Origin of the sequence: Rhodopseudomonas palustris BisB18 (assembly GCF_000013745.1) — a bacterium.
Lineage (GTDB): Bacteria > Pseudomonadota > Alphaproteobacteria > Rhizobiales > Xanthobacteraceae > Rhodopseudomonas_A > Rhodopseudomonas_A palustris_F.
In genome coordinates, this window is the sequence record NC_007925.1 from 2,438,370 (window position 1) to 2,454,780 (window position 16,411).

Here is a 16,411-nt window from a genome sequence, read left to right on the forward strand (position 1 = left end):
GAGAGATCGCCGGGATCAGTGGTGCGGAGTGCATCGCGCCTGTCCCCGGAAGCACGGTCCCGGGGCCCAGAATCGCCGCAGGAGGGCGCGCCGCAAGGCGACGCGCGGTCGCGGCTGGCCTTGCGAGGCGAGCCGCAGCACCGCGAAACTCCACCCCCGCGCCCTGCGGCGCGCCTCCCCCCTCATTGCAGTGAGGGGCACTTCGCAAAGCTCGGGCGCATCGCGCCGCGAGATCGCGAGCGCACATCCAGAGCTTCTTGATCGTGGCTGTTTGACATTTTGGACGCAACGGCGGGCGATCGCCGCCCATTTCAGCGTCATCCTGAGGAGCCCGGCGCAGCGCGCAGCCGGGCGTCTCGAAGGATGGCCGCAAGCGTGACGCTGCCCCAGGCTGGGGCGAGCGCATCGATACGCAGCCGCATCCTTCGAGGCCCTCGCTACGCTCGGGCACCTCAGGATGACGACGCTGGGCTTGGATCATCAGCAACCCAATCAGCGTCATCCTGAGGAGCCCGGCAAAGCGCGCAGCGCGCAGCCGGGCGTCTCGAAGGATGGCCGCGGGCGTGGCGCAGCCCCAGAGCGGGGCGACCGCATCGTCGCGCAGCCGCATCCTTCGAGGCCCTCGCTACGCTCGGGCACCTCAGGATGACGACGCTGGGCTTGGATCATCAGCAACCCAATCAGCGTCATCCTGAGGAGCCCGGCAAAGCGCGCAGCGCGCAGCCGGGCGTCTCGAAGGATGGCCGCGGGCGTGGCGCCGCCCCAGAGCGGGGCGACCGCATCGTCGCGTAGCCGCATCCTTCGAGGCCCTCGCTACGCTCGGGCACCTCAGGATGACGACGCTGGGCTTGGATCATCAGCAACCCAATCAGCGTCATCCTGAGGAGCCCGGCAAAGCGCGCAGCGCGCAGCCGGGCGTCTCGAAGGATGGCCGCGGGCGTGGCGCCGCCCCAGAGCGGGGCGACCGCATCGTCGCGTAGCCGCATCCTTCGAGGCCCTCGCTGCGCTCGGGCGCCTCAGGATGACGACTCTGGGGGGGATCATCAACTCGCAATCCGCCTCATCCTGTGAGGAGCCGGCTCACTGCGCAGCGCCAAGGCGCTGCTCCGTGTCCGGGACACGGGGTTTTCTTTTGGACAGGTTCTCTTTTGGATAGGCCGCAACAAAAACGGGGCCGCAAGGCCCCGTTGAAATCCGCAAGCGCGCTGAAACAGCTTACTTGATCTTGGATTCCTTGAACTCGACGTGCTTGCGCGCCACCGGATCGTACTTCTTCTTGACCATCTTGTCGGTCATGGTGCGCGAGTTCTTCTTCGCCACGTAATAGAAGCCGGTATCCGCGGTCGAGACGAGCTTGATCTTGATGGTGACCGCCTTGGCCATGGTAAAAAACCTCGAAATGTCTGGAATCGGGCGCGGGCCAACGCTGCCGGCCTGCATTCGCCGCGCAACCTAGCTTCCGACGCGGCAAAGTCAAGGTTGGCGCCGGAAATAACCGGGCGAGGGCGGCTTTGCCAGGCCGACAGCCCGGTTGCGGCGCTCGATCGGCCAGCGCGCTCAGGCGGTGCCGCTCAACAGATCCATCTGCATCCGGCCGCGTGCGACATGGAAAAACGGCAGCTGGGCGTCGTGCCGCAGCGGCCCCGAGGCCAGCCGCCGTTCCAGCTCGCCCAGCACCTGCCGGGTCATCTGGTGCAGCCCGGCCAGCGGTTCGGAACCGATTTCCACCCAGACCAGCTCGACCAGCTCGGCGCCCGGGTGGATCACGCCCTCGACGCGGTGCGCGATCATCGAGGCGTCGGCGGTGAAGAAACGGGTGTCGAACCGGCGCACCCGGCCGGGCGGGGTGATGGCGCGGGCGACCAGGAACAGCCCGGAGGGGTCCGGCAGCAGCCCGGCCTGCGCGAACGGCGCCCACGGCCCGTCGAGCGCCGCGGCGCCATGGACTTTGCGGCCGAGGCACAGCCCGGTCTCCTCGCAGGCCTCGCGAATCGCGCAGACCGCCAGCGCCCGGGCCCGGGCGCGGCTGATCAGCGGGCGGCCCTGCAGCAGATTGGCCTCGAGTCCGGCGGGAAGCGGCGCCGCCACCGGGATGCGGCAATCGGTCTTGTCAACCCGGCCGCCGGGAAACACGAATTTGCCCGGCATGAACACCACATTGTCGTGGCGGCGGCCGACCAGCACTTTCGGGACCCGCCCGGTGCGATCGATCAACAGCAGCGTCGCTGCGTCTTTCGGGCGGAAATACGGATGATGCTCGGCTTCGATGTCGACGTTGGCCGTGTCGCTCATGCCATCCCCGCTGCGGTCGCAGCGTTTTAGCTAGACCGCGGGGATATCGCCAGGGGGATTGTCGTCGAAGCCGTGCATCCGGAACGCCCATTGCAGCCCGACCACGGCGCCCTTCACCGGCTGCAGCAATCCCAGCGACAGCAGCAGCGTGATCGGCAGATAGATCGCCAGCTGCAGCGGCACCGCCGGCGAATAATTGGTCTCGATCCACAGCACGATCGGCACCACCAGATGACCGACGATGACGATCACCAGATAGGCCGGCAGGTCGTCGGCGCGATGCGGGGTGAAGTCGAGCTGGCACTTGGCGCAGTGATCGTCGACCTTGAGGAACGCGCGGAACAGCTTGCCCTCGCCGCAGCGCGGGCAGCGGCCGAACAAGCCGCGCTTGATCGCGGTGACGGCGTTGCGCTTCTCCGGCGCAATGACCTCCGCGCTCCAGCTGCGGGCGGGCCGCGCTGCGCTGTCGTCGACGCTCATGGATCAGCCCTTCTTCGGCTTGCCGGGTGTTCCGCCTTTGGCCTTGTTGGCTTTCTTGATCTTGCTCTTGCGGTCGCGCTTCGGCGGCTTGGACTTCTTGTCTTTCTTGGCTTTGCTCGGATTGCGTCCGGGGTGGGCCTTGCTGCGGGGCTCCGACGACGCCGCCCCACGGCTACGAATATGGGGACGCGGACGGCCGCCCGCAACAACGCCGCCGTCGCCCAACAGTTCAAAGCGCAGCGCGCCGGCCACGGGAGTGGCCTCCACCAGCCGCACGTCGACCACGTCGCCGAGCCGATAGATGGTACCGGAACGGGTTCCGATCAGCGCGTGGCGGGTTTCGTCGTAGTTGAAGTACTCGCTGCCGATGGTGCGGATCGGGATCAGTCCGTCGGCGCCGGTGTCGGCGAGTTTGACGAACAGCCCGGCGCGGGTGACGCCGGAAATCCGCCCCTGGAACGAGGCGCCGATGCGGTCGGCGAGGAAATGCGCGATCAGCCGGTCGGTGGTTTCGCGCTCGGCCTTCATGGCGCGGCGTTCGGTGACCGAGATCTGCGCCGCGACTTCGGCGAGCGTCTCCACGGTCTCGGTGTCGGGCAGCGCGCCGTCGCCGAGATTGAGCGCGCGGATCAAGGCGCGATGCACCACGAGGTCGGCGTAGCGGCGGATCGGCGAGGTGAAATGCGCGTAGCGGCGCAGGTTCAAGCCGAAATGGCCGTAATTCTGCGAGGCGTATTCGGCCTGCGCCTGCGAGCGCAGCACCACTTCGTTGACCAAGGGTTCGGCGTCGTGGCCTTTGACCTGTGCCAGCACGCGGTTGAACAGCGAGGGCCGCAGCGCGCCCTGCTTGGCGAACGACAGATCCAGCGTCTTGAGGAATTCGACCAGGTTGTGCACCTTTTCGACGCTGGGCTCGTCGTGCACGCGATAGATCAGCGGCAGCGCCTTCTTCTCCAGCATCTCGGCGGCGGCGACGTTGGCGAGGATCATGAATTCCTCGATCAACTTATGCGCGTCGAGCCGCTCCGGGACGATGACGCGGTCGACGGTGCCGTCGGGCTTCAACAGGATCTTGCGCTCCGGCAGGTCGAGATCGAGCGGATCGCGCTCGTCGCGGCCGCGCTTCACCACCGCGTAGGCGTCGTACAGCGGCTGCAGGATCGGCTTGAGCAACGGGCCGGTCGTATCGTCGGGATGTCCGTCGATCGCGGCCTGCGCCTGCGCGTAGCTCAGTTTCGCCGCCGAGCGCATCAGGATGCGGTGGAACGAGTGCGAGTGCTTGCGGCCGTCCGGGCCGATCACGATGCGGACGGCGAGGGCGCCGCGCGCTTCGCCCGGCTTCAGCGAACACAGATCGTTGGAGATCCGCTCCGGCAGCATCGGCACCACGCGGTCGGGGAAGTACACCGAATTGCCGCGGGTGAGCGCGTCGCGATCGAGCGCCGATTGCGGCCGCACGTAGTAGGCGACGTCGGCGATCGCGACGTGGAGGATGTAGCCGCCCTTGTTGTTCGGATCGGGGTCGGGCTCGGCGTGCACCGCGTCGTCGTGATCCTTGGCGTCGGGCGGATCGATGGTGACGAGCGGCAATTCGCGCCAGTCCTCGCGGCCTTTCAGGCTCGCGGGCTTGGCGGCGTCGGCCTCGCGAATGGCTTCAGCGGAGAATTCCTGCGGGATTTCGTGGGAGTGGATCGCGATCAGGCTGACCGCCTTTTCGGTGGCGAGCGATCCCAAGCGCTCTTTCACCTTGCCGGACGCAAGACCATAGCCGCGGGTGCGGATCGGATCGACGCTGACCAGATCGCCGTCCTGCGCGCCGCCGGCGTCCGTGGCGGCGATGTTGAATTCGCGGCCGACCTGTTTCTTGTCGACAGGAATCAGCCGTCCGCCGCCGCCGGGCAGCGCGCGGAAGATCCCAAGGATGCGCGTCTTGGTCTGATCGACGACTTTGATGACGCGGGCGCGATAGGCCTCCGCACCCGGCTCGACGCGCAGCAACGCACGGTCGCCGATGCCGGCCGCGGTGCCGGGCGCCGCGCGGCGCGGCACATGGATGCGGATCTTCGGTGGCTCGCCGCTCTGCTCGTCCCACTCGGTCGGCGTGGCGATCAGTTCGCCATCATCGTCGCGCGCGGTGATATCGGCCATCAACGTCGGCGGCAGCGCCTCGGGTTCGGCCACGATCTTGCCGCGGCGCTTGATGGTGCCGGCGTCGGCGAGGTCGCGCAGCACCCGCTTCAGTTCGACGCGATCCTCGTTCTTGAGGCCGAACGCGCGGGCGATTTCGCGAGTGCCGACCTTGCCCGGCTGGGCGCGGATGAAGGCGACGAGCGCGTCGCGATCGGGAAAGCTGGTGTCGCGCTTTTTCGTGCTCACATGATCAGCCGTTGGCTTTGCCCGCGGATTTTTTCGCCGCCGGCTTTGCAGGCTTCTTGGCTGCGGCGGTCTTGGTCGAGGATTTGGCTTTCGCCGGCGCGCGCGCGGCACTTACGGCGACGCCGTCGGCCTTCGGCTTGGCGACCGACTTCTTCGCCGCGGCTTTCTTCGCGGGTTTTTTCGTCTCTGCCGCTGCGTCGGTATCGGACTTCGCGGCCTTCTTGGCCGGCGCTTTCTTCGCGGCTTTCTTCGGCTTGCCGCCGCCCTTCGCCGCGCGCTCGTCGATCAGCGCGATGGCCTCGGGCAGGGTGATGCTCTCTTGAGTTTTGTCGCTCGGAATCGTGGCGTTGACGCCGCCGGCGGTGACGTAAGCGCCGTAACGTCCGCTCTTCACCGCCACGGTGCCGAGCGAGGGATGCTCGCCGAGCGGTTTGCCGGGGTCCGAACCAAACCGTCGCTTGCTCGGGCCTTTGAGGATCTTCTCGGCGATCAGCGTCACCGCGCGGTTCAGCCCGATGTCGAACACCTCGTCGCCAGCTTCCAGGCTGGCATAGGTCTTCTCATGCTGCACATAGGGACCGAAGCGGCCGATGCCGGCCTTGATCGGCTCGCCGGTCTCCGGATGTTTGCCGACTTCGCGCGGCAGCGACAACAGCTTCAGCGCGAGCTCGAGCTCCATGTCGCCGGGCGAGGAGTTTTTCGGAATGCCGGCGCGTTTCGGCTTCTCGCCCTCGGCGTAGTCCTTGGCGTCACCGAGCTGGATATAGGGACCGAACCGGCCGGCCTTGACCGCGACTTCGAGGCCGGACACCGGGTCCTTGCCGAGAATGCGGTCGCCGTCGCCGCCGCCGTCAGCCGCCAACGGGCGGGTGTAGCGGCATTCCGGATAGTTGCTGCAGCCGACGAAGGCGCCGAACTTGCCGGCCTTGAGGTTGAGCTTGCCGGTGCCGCAGCTCGGGCATTGCCGCGGATCGCCGCCGTCGTCGCGTGGCGCATAGATGTGCGAGCCGAGCATGTCGTCGAGCGCGTCCAGCACCTGCGCGACGCGCAGATCCTTGATGTCGTTGACCGCGCCGATGAAGTCGGTCCAGAAATCGCGCAGCACCTGTTGCCAGGAGATTTCGTTGTTGGAAATCCGGTCGAGGTTTTCCTCCAGCGCCGCGGTGAAGTCGTATTCGACGTAGCGGGCGAAGAAGTTCTCCAGGAACGCGACCACGACGCGGCCCTTGTCCTCGGCGTGCAGCCGCTTCTTGTCGAGCTTGACGTAGCCGCGGTCCTTCAACACCTGCAGGATCGAGGCGTAGGTCGAGGGCCGGCCGATGCCGAGCTCTTCCATCCGCTTGACCAGCGAGGCTTCGGAGAAGCGCGGCGGCGGCTCGGTGAAATGCTGGGTGACGGCGAGGTCCTTGCGAGCCAAGGCTTCGCCTTGGCTCATTGCCGGCAGTCGGCGGGAATCCTCGTCGTCACCGTCGTCGTCGCGGCCTTCCTGATACACCGCCAGGAAGCCGTCGAACTTCACCACCTGGCCGGTGGCGCGCAGTTCCAGCACCCGCGAGCCCGCCTTGGCGGCGATCTCGACGGTGGTGCGCTCCAATTCGGCGGATTCCATCTGGCTGGCGATGGTGCGGATCCAGATCAGCTCGTAGAGCCGGATCTGATCGTGGTCGAGCCGGGCGCGCAAGCTGGCGGGGCGGCGGCTGAGGTCGGTCGGCCGGATCGCTTCATGGGCTTCCTGGGCGTTCTTGGCCTTGGCGGTGTATTGCCGCGGCGCCTCCGGAACGTATTGCTTGCCGTAGTCCTCGCCGATCACCTGGCGCGCCTGGGTGATGGCGGAGGAATCAATCTGCACGCCGTCGGTACGCATATAAGTAATGAGACCGGTGGTCTCGCCGCCGATGTCGATGCCTTCATACAACCGCTGCGCGATCCGCATGGTGTGCGCCGGGGCGAAGCCGAGCTTGCGGCTGGCCTCCTGCTGCAGCGTCGAGGTGGTGAACGGCGCGTAGGGGTTGCGCCGCGCCGGCTTGGCTTCGACGCTGGCGACATTGAACAGCGCCGCTTCGATCGCCTGCTTGAAATCCTCGGCCTCGGCGCCGGTGCCGATGTCGAGCCGCTGGATCTTCTTGCCATCGGCGCCGGTGAGCCGGGCCTCGAACATCTCGCCGCGCGGCGTGGTCAGGGTCGCCACCAGCGACCAGTATTCCCGCGGCACGAATTTCTCGATCTCGAGCTCGCGGTCGCAGACCAGCCGCAGCGCCACCGATTGGACGCGGCCGGCGGAGCGGGCGCCGGGCAGTTTGCGCCACAATACGGGAGAGAGTGTAAAGCCGACCAGATAGTCCAGCGCGCGGCGCGCCATATAGGCGTCGACCAGCGCGCCGTCGATCTGGCGCGGGTTCTTCATCGCATCGGTGACCGCCTGCTTGGTGATGGCGTTGAACACCACGCGTTCGATCTTGTGATCCTTGATCGCGCGCTTCTCTTTCAACACCTCCAGCACGTGCCAGGAGATCGCTTCCCCCTCGCGATCAGGGTCGGTTGCGAGGATCAGCTTGTCGGCGCCCTTCAGCGCCTTGGCGATGTCGTTGAGCCGGCCGGCGGCCTTGGGATCGATTTCCCAGATCATCTGGAAATTGGCGTCGGGATCGACCGAGCCGTTCTTCGCCGGAAGGTCGCGGACATGGCCGAACGAGGCCAGAACCTCGTAGGAACTGCCCAGATATTTGTTGATCGTCTTGGCCTTCGCAGGCGACTCGACAATGACGATATTCATGTCATTCCAGGTGTTTACAGGGATTTATGCGGTCTTTTTCCGCGAGAGTCGCGACGACCGGTTGGGGGCGAACATGGGTGCAGCGGACGGCGCTGTCAAATCGTCCGGTTGCAGGAGGTGAACTTTTGGGAGAATTTTCAAATATTATACACTCTAGGTTGCACACGTATAAGTAGTAGAGCTATAAGTGACTCGCGGAACCGGAGGGCTCCGCGGCAAGAGGGATGAGTCATGGGATCCAGCGGCGGGAGCGATGGTCTGCCATCTCCGCCGCGCAGCGGCGACGGCGGCCCGGACGAAGCCGCACATTACCTCGCCACGACTGTCGCGGAACTGGCGCGGCTGGCGCGCCGTCACCGGCTCGACATGCTGGGTTATCTGTTGGAAATGGCGCATCTGGAGGCGACCGAACTGGTGCGGCAACGCCGCCGTCACAACGGCAACGAACCGCGCAGATAGCGGGGCGGGGCGGGTGTTGCCAATGCCACTTCGCCGGTCCGACGCCGGCCTTGCGGGCGCTCTCGCTGCACTGCGAAATCGGAGTTCAGCCGTGCTGCGCGCGCATATCCTAGTGCCTTGCGCTTGGCAAGCACCGGCGTTACCTGCGGTATTATCAGCAATCAGCCATCGAGCTGAAGCAAGCGGCCGAAGCGCCGCGGATTTCCATTGGGCGGAAGCGCGACAAGGCCGCATAATGGAGACTGCTATGTCCTACCCCGCTCGTCCCGCTTTGACCCGTAGCGTTGCCAAGGCGATCACGTATGACCGCGACGAATTGCTGCCGCTCGCGCTGTTCTGCGGCAGCGGCCTGTTGATTTCGGTGATGCTGCTGATCGCCGAAAAGCTGATGTTCGCCGCCGGCTAGATCGAACCCAGCCGCCGCTCGGTTTCGGCGGCGGCCCTGCTGTTTTTCGCCCGCGCGCGTCGCCGCCGCTTGGTCGCGGAGGCGACGGCTGGGCGTGCTGCTCAGGCCGCGCGCAGGGCGGTGACGGCCGACAGCGCCGATGCGATCGCCTTTTCGCGATGTTCCGGGCTGAATTTGATGCCGTCCGCCGCGATGATGTCCGGCTCGGTAATTCCGATAAATCCGAACACGAAGCGCAGATAGCTTTCCAGGTGTTCGCCGACCGCCATCGGCGTATCGGGGCCGTAAAACCCGCCGCGCGATATCGCGATGATCACCCGCTTGCCGGCCGCCAGGCCCTGCACCGTGCCGCCGCTGTAACTGAAAGTCTTGCCGGCCACCAGGATGCGGTCGATCCAGGCCTTGAGCTGGGTCGGGATGGTGAAGTTGTACATCGGCGCGCCGATCACCACGGTATCGGCGGCCAGGAATTCCTCCAGCACGGCCGCTCCAGCGGCGAGATCGTCCTGCAGCTCCGGCGCGGGCACCGCACCTTGGGCGACCGCCAGATGCGCGCCGGACAGGTGCGCAAGCGGGCTGGCGCCAAGGTCGCGATAGGTGACCGCCGCGCCAGGATTGACCTCGCGCAGCCGGGCGACGATGGCGGCGGAGACCTGGCGGCTGACCGAATGCGGCCCGAGCACGCTGGAGTCGATATGGAGCAGTTTCATTGGCGTCATCCTTGGTATAGGTTTGTAACTGACGCACTATGAGTGACTGCAAAAACCGCACAAGAAGGCACTGTTTTGAAACTCGAGCACAGCGATTTGCCTGGGCACAGCGATGTAACCGCCCCGCAAGCGTCGATTCACAACGATTGTCGCGGCGTTGCCACGGTGCTGTCGCGGGTCGGCGACAAATGGAGCGTGCTGGTGATCATGATGCTGGGCGAGCGGCCGCTGCGCTTCAACGAACTCAAGCGCATGATTGGCGGCATCTCGCAACGGATGCTGACGCTGACCTTGCGCGGGCTGGAGCGCGATGGCCTCGTGACCCGCACGGTGTTTCCGACCGTGCCGCCGCGCGTCGACTACGAACTCACCGAGCTCGGCCGCGGCCTCAGCGCGCCGGTGAAGGAACTCGGGCAATGGGCCAAGCAGCATCTGCCCGACATCGAAGGCGCGCGGGAGAGCTTCGATCGCCGCCGTTCGGCCGAGCAGGCGTAGTCAGAGCAGTGACACCAGCCCGCCGCCGTGTCGCTCCAGCCGGCCGGCAAGCTCCAGTTCGAGTAGCACGGTGCGCGCCACTGCCGGCGACACGCCGGCCAGCCGCACCAGATCGTCGAGGCCGATCGGGCTGGGGCCGAGCAGGGAGGTGACGCGGGCGCGGTCGCCGCTGCCCGGCTCATCGATCGGCGCGGCCTCGTCGGGCTCCCGGCTCGGCAATTCGATCGGCCGCTCCAGGATCGGCGCCACCGCGGTGACGATGTCGGCGGCCTCGGTGATCAGCTGCGCGCCCTGCTTGATCAGATCGTTGGTGCCGGCGGCACGCGGATCGAGCGGCGAGCCCGGCACCGCGAACACGTCGCGGCCCTGTTCGGCGGCGATTCTTGCCGTGATCAGCGAGCCCGATCGATACGCCGCCTCGATCACCGCGACGCCGAGCGCGACGCCCGAGATCAGCCGGTTGCGGCGGGGAAAATCCCGCGCCCGCGGCACATGGCCGAGCGGCATTTCCGAAATCGCGGCGCCGCCTTCGCCGAGGATCGCCGCCAGCAGCTCATCGTGCTCCGGCGGATAGATTTTGTCGTGGCCGCCGGCCAACACCGCCACCGTGCCGCTGCCGAGACTGGCACGATGCGCCGCCTGATCGATGCCGCGCGCCAGCCCGGAGGCGATCACGAAGCCGGCGACGCCCAAGTCGCGGGCGAGAGCGCCGGCGAATTTCAGGCCGACGCCGGAGGCGTTGCGCGAGCCGACGATGGCGATCATCGGCCGCATCAGGGCGTCGGGTGCGCCGCGGATGCCGAGCAGCGGCGGCGCGTCCTCGATCAGCGCCAGCCGCGGCGGATAGCCGAGTTCGCCCGGCGCGATCAGGCTGACGCCGAGCCGTTTGCTGGCGGTGAGTTCGAGGTGCGCCTCATGCTCGCTGACGATGCGGCCGGGGCGGGCGGCGCCGCCGCGCCGCGCCAGGTCGGGCAGCCGCTCCAGCGCCGCGCGCGCGCTGCCGAAGTGATTGACCAGCGAGCGAAACGTGCGCGGTCCGACATTGTCGGAACGGATCAGCCGCAGCCAATCGAGCCGCTGCGCGTCGGAAAGATGGCTGGTACGTTGCTCGTTGTCCACGCTCGCGCCCCCAGCGAAGTGTCGCGCAAGTTTTGCGTGTGGACAAGAGACGGGATAGCCAACGACGCGACGGTTGTCGCCGCGAAGCCGGTGGTGCAGCAGTGCAGGACGCCGAGGAATACCGCCAGAAACGCGGTCGCTACTTCTTCTCTCCGATCTTTCCTTCGGTACCGGCCATCAGCCGCTTGATATTTTCGCTGTGCATCCAGACCAGTAGCAGGGTGAGGATCGCGAACAGCGAGGCCAGCGCAAGATGGCCGAACCACCACAGAAAGATCGGCGTGATGAAGGCGGCGACCAGCGCCGACAGCGACGAGTAGCGCGCGGTCAAAGCGGTGGCGAGCCATAGCACGCAGAACACGATCGCGCCCGGCCAAAATAGCCCGAGCAGCACGCCGATATAGACCGCGACGCCCTTGCCGCCTTTGAATTTCAGCCACACCGGAAACAGGTGGCCGAGGAAGGCGCCGAGCGCGGCCAGCATCGCCGCCTCCGGACCGCCGAGTGACGCCGCGATCAGCACCGCGGCGGTGCCTTTCAAGGCGTCGCCGAGCAGGGTGGCGGCGGCGAGGCCCTTGCGGCCGGTGCGCAGCACGTTGGTGGCGCCGATATTGCCGGAGCCGATCGAACGCAGATCCTGGGTGCCGGCGAGCCGGGTGAGGATCAGTCCGAACGGGATCGAGCCGAGCAGATAGCCGACGATCAGCGAGGCGGTATCAATCAGGATCATCGGTCTTCACCTATGGTGTGCGGCGCGCTCAGACGTGTTCGTACACGGTGCGGCCTGCGACGATGGTGCGGGCGACGCGTCCGGCGAATTTGGCCTCGTCGAACGGCGTGTTCTTGCACTTCGACTTTAGTTCGTTGGGGTCGACCACCCAGGGCACGTCGGCGTCGATCACAATCAGGTCGGCGGGGGAGCCGGCACGCAGCGTGCCGCCGGGCAGGCCGAGCAATTCGGCAGGCTTGGTCGACATCGCCCGGATCAGCGTCAGGAAATCCAACTCGCCGGAGTGGATCAGCCGCAGGCCGGCCGGCAGCATGGTCTCAAGGCCGATGGCGCCGGCGGCGGCCTCGGCGAACGGCAGCCGCTTCACCTCGACGTCCTGTGGATTGTGGTCGGACATGATGACGTCGATAAGACCCGCGGCGACCGCGGCGACCAGCGCCTGGCGGTCGTCCTCGGTGCGCAGCGGCGGCGACAGCTTCAGGAACGAGCGGTAGGGGCCGATGTCGTTCTCGTTCAGCGTCAGATGGTTGATCGAGGCGGAGGCGGTGACCTTGAGCCCGGCCTCGCGGGCCCGGCGCAGGATCTCGATCGACTCCACACAGGTGATCGAGGCGGCGTGGTAACGGCCGCCGGTCAGCGCGACGAGCCGCATGTCGCGCTCCAGCACCACAGCTTCGGCGATGTTCGGCACCCCGATCAACCCGAGCCGTGAAGCGAGTTCGCCCTCGTTCATCACGCCTTCGCCGACCAGATTGGGATCTTCGGTGTGATGCACGATCAAGGCGTCGAAGTCGCGCGCATAGGTCAGCGCGCGGCGCATCACTTGGGCGTCCATAACGCTTCTGACGCCATCGGTGAAGGCGACCGCGCCGGCGGCTTTCAGTAGCCCGATCTCGGTCATCTCGTGGCCGGCAAGATCCTTGGTCAGCGCCGCCATCGGATGGATATTGACGATCGCGGTATCGCGGGCGCGGCGCAACACGAAGTCGACGGTCGCCGAATTGTCGATAGTGGGCGAGGTGTCGGGCTGGCAGATAATGGTGGTGATGCCGCCGGCGGCGGCGGCCTGGCTCGCCGAGGCGAAGGTCTCGCGGTGACCGGCGCCGGGCTCGCCGACGAAGGCGCGCATGTCGATCAGGCCGGGCGCCACGATCTTGCCGGCGCAGTTGATGATGTCGGTGCCTTCCGGCACGCCGGCGGCGCCGATGCCGCGGCGCGCTTCGCGAATGGTGCCGTCGGCGATCAGCACGTCGCCGATGCCGTCGACGTCGCGCGAGGGATCGATCAGGCGGGCGTTGGCGAGCAGGATCGGGCGGCGGTCTGTCAGCATGTTACTACGCATTGGGCAAATTGCGCGCGAGCGCTTCCAGTACGGCCATGCGGACCGCTACGCCCATCTCGACCTGTTCACGAATGAGGGATTGCGCGCCGTCGGCGACGATGGAGTCGATTTCGACGCCGCGGTTCATCGGGCCCGGATGCATCACCAGCGCGTCCGGCTTGGCATAGCCGAGCTTCTTCTGGTCGAGGCCGAAATATTGGAAATATTCCTGCGAGGAGGGCACGAACGAGCCGTTCATGCGCTCGCGCTGCAGCCGCAGCATCATCACGATGTCGGCGCCGTTGAGGCCTTCGCGCATGTCGCGGGCGACTTCGACGCCCATCCGCTCGATGCCCGGCGGCAGCAGCGTCGATGGCGCCACCACGCGGACCCGGGCGCCCATGATGTTCAGCAACAGGATGTTGGAGCGGGCGACGCGGGAATGCATCACGTCGCCGCAGATCGCGATGGTGAGGCCTTCCAGCCGGCCCTTGTTGCGGCGGATGGTGAGGGCGTCGAGCAGCGCCTGCGTCGGATGTTCGTGGGCGCCGTCGCCGGCGTTGACCACCGAGCCGTCAACCTTGCGCGCCAGCAGTTCCACCGCGCCGGAGGCGTGATGCCGCACCACCAGGAGGTCGGGATGCATGGCGTTCAGCGTCACCGCGGTGTCGATCAGGGTCTCGCCCTTGCGCATCGAGGACGACGACACCGACATGTTCATGACGTCGGCGCCGAGCCGCTTGCCGGCGATCTCGAACGAGGACTGCGTCCGGGTCGAGGCCTCGAAGAACAGATTGACCTGGGTGCGGCCGCGCAGACTGGTGCGCTTTTTGTCGATCTGGCGGTTCAGCTCGACATATTCTTCGGACAGGTCGAGCAGGCCGGTGATATCGGCGGCGGAAAGGCCCTCGATGCCCAGCAGATGCCGGTGAGCAAGGACGAAACTGGATTTCGGTGCAGGGGTCATTAAAGCGAGAGCTATAGGCAGAGACCCGAGAGGGGGCAAGCGGGATTTGCCGGAGCATGAGTTTTCCCCCGGTCGTTCGGACAGCGGCGGATCGGGCTGCCGGGTCGGGCGGAAGCGATGGAAAGGCGTGTCGTGAGCAAGTTTGCAGCGTTCGGAATTGGGCTGTTGGCGCTGGCGCTCGGGGTTCCGGCGGCCGCGCAGCCGCTGCCCGACGATTTGGTGTTTTTGCACGACGTCGATCCCAGCATTCAGCAGGACATCCGCTATGCCGGGGCGAACAATTTCATCGGCCGCAGGCTCGACGGCTATGACGGCGCCGAGTGCATCGTCAGGCGCCCGGTCGGGCTGGCGCTGCGCGCGGTTCAGCGCGGCCTGCGCGGGCAAAACCTGTCGCTGAAGATGCTGGATTGCTTCCGTCCGGGACGCGCCTCGCGGGACATGGTGGCGTGGGCGCAGGACGGCCGCGAGACCGCCGCGGAGCGGCGCTACAACCCGGGCTTCTCCAAGCGCGAACTGTTCCGGCTGGGCTACATCGCCGAACGCTCCGGGCATTCCACCGGCGCCGCGGTCGATCTGACGCTGGTCGACCTGCGGGCGCCGCGCGGGCCGGCGTTCGATCCCGGCAAAGCCTATGCCGACTGTACCGCGCCGGAAGCGTTGCGCGCGCCGGAGGCCTCCGTCGACATGGGCACCGGTTATGATTGTTCCGACGCCAAGGCGCACACCGCGGCGCGGTCGATCACGCCGGCGCAGCGCAAGTGGCGCGAGACCCTGAATGCGGCGATGCGCCGGCACGGCTTCGTCAACTACGCCAAGGAATGGTGGCATTTTTCGCAGGCCGGGATGAGCGGTTTGCAGGCTTACGATTTTCCGGTGCCGCAGTATCGCAAAGACTAGACGGCCGTGCCGGGAGTGAATTTGTCTTGATAAAAGTCTAGATCAAGGCCATCCTCTGTCATGCAGTTTGACTGGAATCCGGCCAAGCGCAGCAAGACGCTCACGGAGCGCGGCATCGACTTTGCCGATGTGCCGGTGGGTTTCCTCGATCCTGACAGAAAAGGTAGTCCGGGATCCGCGCAAGGACTACGGCGAGGTGCGCTACAACATGCTCGCCAAGATCAACGGCCGGCTGTTCCACGTCACCTATACCGAACGCGGCGAGATCACCTGGATCATCTCGGCGCGCAAAGCCAATCAACGGGAGCAACGTCGCTATGACCAAGGCTAAAGTCCGCGCCGTGCTGGTCGATGGCCGGGCCTACCAGAAGAAGCCGGATGGCAGTCTAGTGCCCTTGAAAGGCAAGACCGATTGGGCGCGGCTCGATCGGCAAAGCGCAGCGCAGGTCGAGGCGGTCGCGGCGCGCGACCGCGATAGCGCCCCGATGACCGACGTGGAATGGGCGGCGGCCGCGGTCGTGCAGCCGCAGAAGGTGTCCGTCGGCATCAAACTCGATGACGACGTGCTCGGCTGGTTCAAGTCGCAAGGCAAGGGTTATCAGACGAGGATCAACTCCGTGTTGCGGCGCTACTACGAAGCGCATCGCAAGGTGGCTCGTTAAGCGGCCCCACCTAAATTCGTTCCGAGGTCGAATTATTCCGCCCCGTGGGAGAACGTGGCTCGGTCAACGCATTTTTCGGTGCCGCGGTATCATGGGGAGTAGACGGCTTTCGGTGAGCCAGAAAGGCCAGCCTTGCGGGGCTCTGCGTCTGGCGATAGCTAACCGTTCAAATTCGAAGGCCATGACCAAGGACCGCTGCGACCAAGAGGATTAAGTAGATGACAGGTGACGCCGCACAATGTCGACCACGGCTGGGCTGTGGAGCCGTGGTCATTCGAACCGACGGAAAGCTGCTGCTTGGCAAACGGCGACGCGCACCTGAAGCTGGTTGCTGGGGATGGCTGGGCGGCAAAGTTGAATGGATGGAAGCCGTTCAAGACGCCGTTGCGCGGGAAATTCGCGAAGAGGCCGATGTCGAGATCCGGATCGTGCGGTTGTTATGCGTGGTGGACCAGTTCGAGACCGAACTGACGCCGCCGCAGCATTGGGTGTCTCCGGTGTATCTCGCCGACCACATTGCGGGCGACGCCCGGGTCATGGAACCGGGTGCCATCGAGGCGCTTGGCTGGTTCGACGCCAGCAGCCTGCCGCAGCCGATCACCCATGCGGTCCGCGTCGCACTGCCGTTTCTCGCCGGCGGGAAGCCGGCGGATCAGTCCCGTTCCTACGAAGCGCATCGCAAGGCGGCGCTGTAGATCGCATCGCCGGGGCGCATGCGCTGACC

17 protein-coding genes are annotated in these 16,411 nt (G+C 66.4%); 7 read left to right on the top strand and 10 right to left on the bottom strand.

Features of this window, described 5'->3' with window-relative positions; translation table 11 throughout:
- Nucleotides 1–1,215: 1,215 nt before the first annotated feature.
- From rpmG to topA, 5 genes are all read right to left on the bottom strand, one after another.
- On the bottom strand, nt 1,216–1,383 hold the full coding sequence (gene rpmG / locus RPC_RS11165) for a 50S ribosomal protein L33 (RefSeq protein ID WP_011472688.1): 168 nt from the start codon (nt 1,381–1,383) through the stop codon (nt 1,216–1,218).
- A 174-nt stretch (nt 1,384–1,557) separates the two neighbouring features.
- Complete coding sequence (locus RPC_RS11170) at nt 1,558–2,292, bottom strand: NUDIX hydrolase (protein ID WP_011472689.1); 735 nt, start codon at nt 2,290–2,292, stop codon at nt 1,558–1,560.
- Nucleotides 2,293–2,322: 30 nt separating this feature from the next.
- Complete coding sequence (locus RPC_RS11175) at nt 2,323–2,772, bottom strand: DUF983 domain-containing protein (protein ID WP_011472690.1); 450 nt, start codon at nt 2,770–2,772, stop codon at nt 2,323–2,325.
- Between the two features lie 3 nt (nt 2,773–2,775).
- The gene (gene rnr, locus RPC_RS11180) at nt 2,776–5,148 is read right to left on the bottom strand and encodes a ribonuclease R (RefSeq protein WP_011472691.1); all 2,373 of its coding nucleotides are present in this window, start codon (nt 5,146–5,148) and stop codon (nt 2,776–2,778) included.
- A 4-nt stretch (nt 5,149–5,152) separates the two neighbouring features.
- Nucleotides 5,153–7,921 carry a type I DNA topoisomerase gene (topA, locus tag RPC_RS11185; RefSeq protein WP_011472692.1) on the bottom strand — a complete coding sequence of 923 codons (2,769 nt, stop codon included), beginning with the start codon at nt 7,919–7,921 and terminating at the stop codon, nt 5,153–5,155.
- A gap of 231 nt (nt 7,922–8,152) precedes the next feature.
- On the opposite strand from topA, the gene RPC_RS11190 reads away from it, so the two are divergent.
- Together RPC_RS11190 and RPC_RS26165 are read left to right on the top strand one after the other, a co-directional pair.
- Nucleotides 8,153–8,380 carry a hypothetical protein gene (locus tag RPC_RS11190; RefSeq protein WP_011472693.1) on the top strand — a complete coding sequence of 76 codons (228 nt, stop codon included), beginning with the start codon at nt 8,153–8,155 and terminating at the stop codon, nt 8,378–8,380.
- A gap of 247 nt (nt 8,381–8,627) precedes the next feature.
- Complete coding sequence (locus RPC_RS26165; protein WP_157043189.1) at nt 8,628–8,786, top strand: hypothetical protein; 159 nt, start codon at nt 8,628–8,630, stop codon at nt 8,784–8,786.
- Nucleotides 8,787–8,887: 101 nt separating this feature from the next.
- On the opposite strand, the gene RPC_RS11195 is transcribed toward RPC_RS26165, so the two are convergent.
- A complete protein-coding gene (locus RPC_RS11195; protein WP_011472695.1) occupies nt 8,888–9,496 on the bottom strand; it encodes an FMN-dependent NADH-azoreductase in 609 nt (202 codons plus the stop codon).
- A gap of 42 nt (nt 9,497–9,538) precedes the next feature.
- Here RPC_RS11195 and RPC_RS11200 point away from each other — a divergent pair, with 42 nt between their 5' ends.
- Nucleotides 9,539–9,991 (top strand): winged helix-turn-helix transcriptional regulator, encoded by a 453-nt coding sequence (locus RPC_RS11200; RefSeq protein ID WP_011472696.1) that lies wholly within the window; start codon nt 9,539–9,541, stop codon nt 9,989–9,991.
- On the opposite strand, the gene dprA is transcribed toward RPC_RS11200, so the two are convergent.
- The 4 genes from dprA to RPC_RS11220 form a co-directional block, all read right to left on the bottom strand.
- The gene (gene dprA / locus RPC_RS11205; protein ID WP_011472697.1) at nt 9,992–11,110 is read right to left on the bottom strand and encodes a DNA-processing protein DprA; all 1,119 of its coding nucleotides are present in this window, start codon (nt 11,108–11,110) and stop codon (nt 9,992–9,994) included. It lies immediately after the preceding gene.
- 139 nt (nt 11,111–11,249) lie between these two features.
- Nucleotides 11,250–11,840 (bottom strand): glycerol-3-phosphate 1-O-acyltransferase PlsY, encoded by a 591-nt coding sequence (gene plsY, locus RPC_RS11210; RefSeq protein WP_011472698.1) that lies wholly within the window; start codon nt 11,838–11,840, stop codon nt 11,250–11,252.
- 28 nt (nt 11,841–11,868) lie between these two features.
- A complete protein-coding gene (locus RPC_RS11215) occupies nt 11,869–13,170 on the bottom strand; it encodes a dihydroorotase (RefSeq protein ID WP_041801682.1) in 1,302 nt (433 codons plus the stop codon).
- A 4-nt stretch (nt 13,171–13,174) separates the two neighbouring features.
- Nucleotides 13,175–14,128, bottom strand: coding sequence for an aspartate carbamoyltransferase catalytic subunit (locus tag RPC_RS11220; RefSeq protein ID WP_011472700.1), 954 nt, complete (start codon nt 14,126–14,128; stop codon nt 13,175–13,177).
- A 117-nt stretch (nt 14,129–14,245) separates the two neighbouring features.
- Between RPC_RS11220 and RPC_RS11225 the strand changes: the two genes are divergently transcribed.
- From RPC_RS11225 to RPC_RS11240, 4 genes are all read left to right on the top strand, one after another.
- Nucleotides 14,246–15,025 (top strand): M15 family metallopeptidase, encoded by a 780-nt coding sequence (locus RPC_RS11225; RefSeq protein ID WP_011472701.1) that lies wholly within the window; start codon nt 14,246–14,248, stop codon nt 15,023–15,025.
- 127 nt (nt 15,026–15,152) lie between these two features.
- Nucleotides 15,153–15,356, top strand: a complete 204-nt coding sequence (locus RPC_RS11230) for a BrnT family toxin (protein ID WP_011472702.1) — start codon at nt 15,153–15,155, stop codon at nt 15,354–15,356.
- The gene (locus RPC_RS11235; protein WP_011472703.1) at nt 15,343–15,687 is read left to right on the top strand and encodes a BrnA antitoxin family protein; all 345 of its coding nucleotides are present in this window, start codon (nt 15,343–15,345) and stop codon (nt 15,685–15,687) included. Before RPC_RS11230 ends, RPC_RS11235 begins: the two co-directional genes overlap by 14 nt.
- A 218-nt stretch (nt 15,688–15,905) precedes the next feature.
- Entirely contained in the window at nt 15,906–16,382 is a 477-nt protein-coding gene (locus tag RPC_RS11240) for an NUDIX domain-containing protein (RefSeq protein ID WP_011472704.1), read from the top strand.
- Nucleotides 16,383–16,411 lie beyond the last annotated feature (29 nt).

Coding starts and splice junctions, on each gene's coding strand:
- RPC_RS11170 (WP_011472689.1), bottom strand. CDS start 2,292: ATGAGCGACACGGCCAACGTCGACATCGAAGCCGAGCATCATCCGTAT.
- RPC_RS11240 (WP_011472704.1), top strand. CDS start 15,906: ATGACAGGTGACGCCGCACAATGTCGACCACGGCTGGGCTGTGGAGCC.
- RPC_RS11190 (WP_011472693.1), top strand. CDS start 8,153: ATGGGATCCAGCGGCGGGAGCGATGGTCTGCCATCTCCGCCGCGCAGC.
- RPC_RS26165 (WP_157043189.1), top strand. CDS start 8,628: ATGTCCTACCCCGCTCGTCCCGCTTTGACCCGTAGCGTTGCCAAGGCG.
- RPC_RS11220 (WP_011472700.1), bottom strand. CDS start 14,128: ATGACCCCTGCACCGAAATCCAGTTTCGTCCTTGCTCACCGGCATCTG.
- RPC_RS11175 (WP_011472690.1), bottom strand. CDS start 2,772: ATGAGCGTCGACGACAGCGCAGCGCGGCCCGCCCGCAGCTGGAGCGCG.
- RPC_RS11215 (WP_041801682.1), bottom strand. CDS start 13,170: ATGCTGACAGACCGCCGCCCGATCCTGCTCGCCAACGCCCGCCTGATC.
- plsY (WP_011472698.1), bottom strand. CDS start 11,840: ATGATCCTGATTGATACCGCCTCGCTGATCGTCGGCTATCTGCTCGGC.
- RPC_RS11225 (WP_011472701.1), top strand. CDS start 14,246: ATGGAAAGGCGTGTCGTGAGCAAGTTTGCAGCGTTCGGAATTGGGCTG.
- topA (WP_011472692.1), bottom strand. CDS start 7,921: ATGAATATCGTCATTGTCGAGTCGCCTGCGAAGGCCAAGACGATCAAC.
- RPC_RS11235 (WP_011472703.1), top strand. CDS start 15,343: ATGACCAAGGCTAAAGTCCGCGCCGTGCTGGTCGATGGCCGGGCCTAC.
- rpmG (WP_011472688.1), bottom strand. CDS start 1,383: ATGGCCAAGGCGGTCACCATCAAGATCAAGCTCGTCTCGACCGCGGAT.
- RPC_RS11230 (WP_011472702.1), top strand. CDS start 15,153: ATGTGCCGGTGGGTTTCCTCGATCCTGACAGAAAAGGTAGTCCGGGAT.
- RPC_RS11195 (WP_011472695.1), bottom strand. CDS start 9,496: ATGAAACTGCTCCATATCGACTCCAGCGTGCTCGGGCCGCATTCGGTC.